The 4,393-nt window shown below is 79.0% G+C and carries 3 protein-coding genes; 2 read left to right on the plus strand and 1 reads right to left on the minus strand.

Annotation, left to right across the window (positions count from 1 at the left end; translation table 11 throughout):
- A partial coding sequence (locus GTR00_RS15385; protein ID WP_205705906.1) for an aminotransferase-like domain-containing protein occupies positions 1-1,271 on the plus strand: 1,271 nt, incomplete at its 5' end.
- 95 nt (positions 1,272-1,366) lie between these two features.
- Positions 1,367-2,011 (plus strand): hypothetical protein, encoded by a 645-nt coding sequence (locus GTR00_RS15390; RefSeq protein ID WP_166612476.1) that lies wholly within the window; start codon positions 1,367-1,369, stop codon positions 2,009-2,011.
- Here the strand turns inward: GTR00_RS15390 and GTR00_RS15395 are convergent.
- Positions 1,989-4,393, minus strand: a 2,405-nt coding sequence (locus GTR00_RS15395; RefSeq protein WP_205705907.1) for a putative bifunctional diguanylate cyclase/phosphodiesterase, incomplete at its 5' end; no start/stop codon positions are given. The two genes, GTR00_RS15390 and GTR00_RS15395, sit on opposite strands and share 23 nt — an antisense overlap.

Raw genomic sequence — 4,393 nt, forward strand, 5'->3', positions numbered from 1 at the left:
CCGCCGCCGCGGCCCCCGCCTCCGACGGCGCCGTCCTGGCCCGTGACGAGGTCGGCCGCCGCGTGCGGGTGCGCGGCACCTTCGACCCCGCCGTGCAGCTGCTCGTCGCCTCCCGCCCCCTCGGCGGGCGCGAGGGCACCTGGGTGCTGGGCGTGGTGCGCCAGGCCGACGGCACCGGCGTGCCCGTGGTGCGCGGCTGGCTGCCCGAGGGCGCCCTGGACATGGCCCGCGGCTACCTGGACGTGTCGCTGCAGCCCACCTCGCGCCTGGCCGCCGCCAGCGCCCGCGCCGCCCGGCGCCCGCAGGCGTGGTCGGTGCCGCCGCCGGCGGGGCTGGCCGAGCTGCGCACCTGGTTCGCCGGCCAGCTCGGCGCCGACCGCGAGGACGTCCTGGTCACCCCCGGCGGGCAGGGCGCGCTGTCCACCGTGCTGCGCGCCCTGGTGCCCGCCGGCAGCCCCGTGCTGGTCGCCGTGCCCGGCTACCCCGGCGTCATCTCCCTGCTGCGCAGCGCCGGGCTGGTGCCGGTGCCCGTGCCCGCCGACGCCGGCGGCGTGCGCCCGGACCTGCTGGAGCGCGCGTTCGCCACCACCGGCGCGCGCGTGCTGTACGTGCAGCCCACCTACGCCAACCCCGACGGCTCGGTGCTGGCCGCCGAGCGCCGCCGCCCGGTGCTGGAGGCCGCCGCCGCCGCCGGCGCCTTCGTCGTGGAGGACGACTACGCGCGCTGGCTGGGCCACGGGCCGACCCCGCCGCCCTCGCTGCTGCGCGACGACGCCGACGGGCGGGTCATCACCGTGAACTCCCTGACGAAGGCCGCCGCGCCCAGCCTGCGCGTGGGCTGCGTGGTCGCCCGCGGCCCGGTGGCCCAGCGCATCGCGGCGCTGCGCGTGGTCGACGACCTGTTCGTGTCCCGGCCCCTGCAGGAGACGGCGCTGGAGCTGGTCACCGGCGCCGGGTGGGGCGCGCACCTGCGGGCGCTGGCCGCCGCGCTGGCCGACCGGGTGGGCACCTTGTGCACCGCGCTGGCGCGCGAGCTGCCCGAGTGCTCCTGGACGCGCCCGCGCGGGGGCTTCTCGATGTGGGTGCGCCTGCCGCGCGGCGTGGACGACGCGGAGCTGGCGCGCCGCGCGCTGGAGCGGGGCGTGGCCGTGGGCCCCGGCCGCCACCACGTCGTGGCGGAGGAGGACGCCGCGCACCTGCGGCTGTGCGTGGCGGGCGTGGAGGCCGGGCAGGTCGGGGAGGCGGTGCGGCGGCTGGCCGCGGCGTTCTGAGCCGCGCCCCCTCCCCGACCTGCCCGCGGCGGCCGGGGGGGGCGTCACCCGGCGCACCCGCGGAAACACGCAGAGTAATGGTCCGGGTGCGCAGAGTGAACTACAGTTTCGAGGTGCCCACGCCTCCCGCACCGCACCCCCCCGCGCCGCCCCGCAGCACCGCGCTGCGCGCCACGGCCCGGCTGACCGGCGACGCCCTGGACCAGGCGTGGGAGGTGTACCGGCAGGCGTTCGAGCCGCTGGAGGTCCTGGCCGTGGAGCGCCACCTGATGAGCCGCGCCGAGTTCGACGCCGTCGGCGCCGACGAGCGGGTGGACAAGCACGTCGTCCTCGACGAGGACGGGCGGGTGCGCGCCTTCGGCACGCTCACCGCCCACTTCGCCGCGATGCCGCTGCTCTCCGAGCCGTTCTTCGCGCACCGCTGGCCCGAGCACCACGCGCAGCGGCGGCTCTGGTACGTCGGGTGCGTGTGCGTCGACCCCGCCCGCCGGGGCGACGGGCTGCTCCCCGCCCTCATGACCTCCATGTGCCGGGTGGTCGGCGAGGAGGGCGGCCTCGCCGTGCTGGACGTGTGCCGCCACAACGAGGAGGAGGTCGGCCTGGTCGGCGCGATCGACCGCGTCCTGGACGCCGTGGCCCCCGGCGCGCGCGCCACCCGCCTGGACGCGCAGGCCTTCTGGGCCTGGGAGTTCCCGCCGGCCGGCCGGCCCGACGTGGTCAGGCCCCGCGGGGAGAGCTGACCCCGCCGCCGTCGCCGGCGGGCGCGGGGGCGGGGGGCAGCGGGGTCGGCTCCCCCCGCAGCAGCCGCGCGACCTCCCCCGGCGGGCCGGCCCGGTGCCACAGCCAGCCCTGCCCCAGCGCGACGCCGAGCTCGGCCAGCAGCCGCGCCTGCTCGGGCGTCTCCACGCCCTCGGCCGTCACGCGCAGCCCCAGGGCCCGCCCCACGGCCACGACGGCGCGCACGACGGCCTCGTCGCCGGTGGAGCCGTGCAGGCCGCTGACGAAGCTGCGGTCGACCTTCACGGCGGTCACCGGAAGGGCCCGCAGGTAGCTGAGCGCGGAGTAGCCGGTGCCGAAGTCGTCGACGGCCAGGGCGACGCCCAGGGCCCGCAGCCGCTCCAGCACGGCGGTCGTCGCCGCGTCGCTCGTCAGCATCGAGGACTCGGTGATCTCCAGCGTGAGGCCGGCGCCGTCCACGCCCTCCTCGCGCAGCAGCTCCTCGACCGCGCCGGGGAAGGCCGGGTGCAGCAGCTGCCGCGGGGAGACGTTGACGGACATGACGAACGACGGCCCGGCCAGCCCCTGCGCGCGCCAGCGGGCGAGCTGGCGCACGGCGGTGCGCAGCACCCAGCGGCCCACCGGCACGATCAGGCCGCTGTCCTCCAGGACCGGCACGAACACCGCCGGGGACACCGGCCCGGCGCCCGGCCGCTCCCAGCGCAGCAGCGCCTCCACGCCCGCGGGCGTGCCCGCAGGCAGGTCCACGACCGCCTGGTACGCCACGCGCAGCTCCTCGCGCTCCACGGCGCGGCGCAGGTCCAGCTCCAGCTCGATCTCGCTGTCCACGGCGGTGCGCATGGAGTCGTCGAAGACCGCCCACTGCGCGCGCCCGCGGCGCTTGGCCCGGTACATGGCGGTGTCGGCGTCGCGCAGGGTCTGGTCGGCGGTGCCGCGGGCCTCGGCGACGCCGACGGAGCCGGTGACCACGACCTCGGCGGCGCGCAGCGGGACGGGCCGCTCCACGACGCCCAGCACGCGCTGGGCCAGCTCCCGCGCGGCGGCGGCGGAGGTGGTGGCCAGCACGACGAACTCGTCGCCGGACAGGCGGCCCACGACGGCCGGCGGCGGGGCCGCGGCCCGCAGCCGGGCGCCGACGGCGCGCAGCAGCTCGTCGCCGCAGGAGTGGCCCCAGGTGTCGTTGACGCGCTTGAAGCCGTCCAGGTCGACGTAGAGCAGCCACGTGGCCGCGCCCGGCGGGGCCGGGGCGGCCAGCCGCTCGGACAGCAGCCGCTCGACCTCCTGCCGGTTGGGCAGCCCCGTCAGCGCGTCGTGGTTGGCGCGGTGCTGCAGCACGGCACGGGCGCGCGCCTGGCCGTCGACGGCGGAGACGGCGCGCACGACGAGCAGGCCCAGCACGACCGCCAGCGCCAGGCCGGTGGTCACGCGCAGCGCGAGCCCGCCGCCGGGCACCGGCACCGCCACCAGCAGCGTGACGGCCACCAGCGCGACGCCGAGCAGGGGCAGGCGGCGCAGCGACCACGCGTCCAGCGGCGCCGGCGCGGGCGCGGGCGGGACGGCGACCGGCGCCTGCGAGGGGTGCACGGCGGCCAGGGCGACGAGGACGTACGCGCCCAGGAAGGGCGCGTTGGCCGGCTCCGGCGGCACCAGGACGCCCTCGACGCCGTAGGCGGCGTAGAGCAGGTCGCCGACCAGCAGGGCGACCAGGGCGGCGGTGAGCAGCTGGTGGCTGCGGCGGCGCGGGCCGCTGAGCACGAGGTCGACGCCCAGGGTGAGCAGCAGCACGTCGATCAGCGGGTAGGTGGCGGCCAGCACGGAGGTCAGCGCGTCGCGGCCCGGCAGCTCCGCGGCGGGCACGACCAGGAAGCGCGCCGCCGCCAGCGCCCCCGCGGCGGCCACGACGCCGACGTCGCACAGCACCTCCCGCCGCAGGCCGCCGTGGGCGCGCACGAGGCGCACCAGGGCCGCGGCGAGCAGCAGGTAGCCGGGCAGGAGGAAGGCGTCCTCCAGGTAGCGGGCGGCGCCGCCGTGCTCGGCGCCCCACGGGCGCACGGCCGTGCCCCCCAGGAACAGCACCGCCACGCACGGCAGGAAGACCCACGGCGAGCGCGGGACGGGGCGGTGCGCGCGCACCCCGACGACCAGGCAGGTGATCGACACCAGCGCCACCGCCACGAGCAGCGCGGTGCGCGCGGCCTCCGGCAGGGGCAGCAGGTACAGCAGCGGGCAGGCGGCCGCGACGGTGATCGCGATCCGGGCGCCCGCGAGCACGCCGGAGGACCTCGGGCGGTCGCGCACGCCCCGCACGTCCCGCACGACCTCCCCCTCCGCCGCGGCCAGGTGCCCCCCATGCTCGCACCGCCGCGCGCGCACCGGCACCGGCC

Source organism: Kineococcus indalonis (assembly GCF_009906395.1).
GTDB classification, from domain to species: Bacteria; Actinomycetota; Actinomycetes; order Actinomycetales; family Kineococcaceae; genus Kineococcus; species Kineococcus indalonis.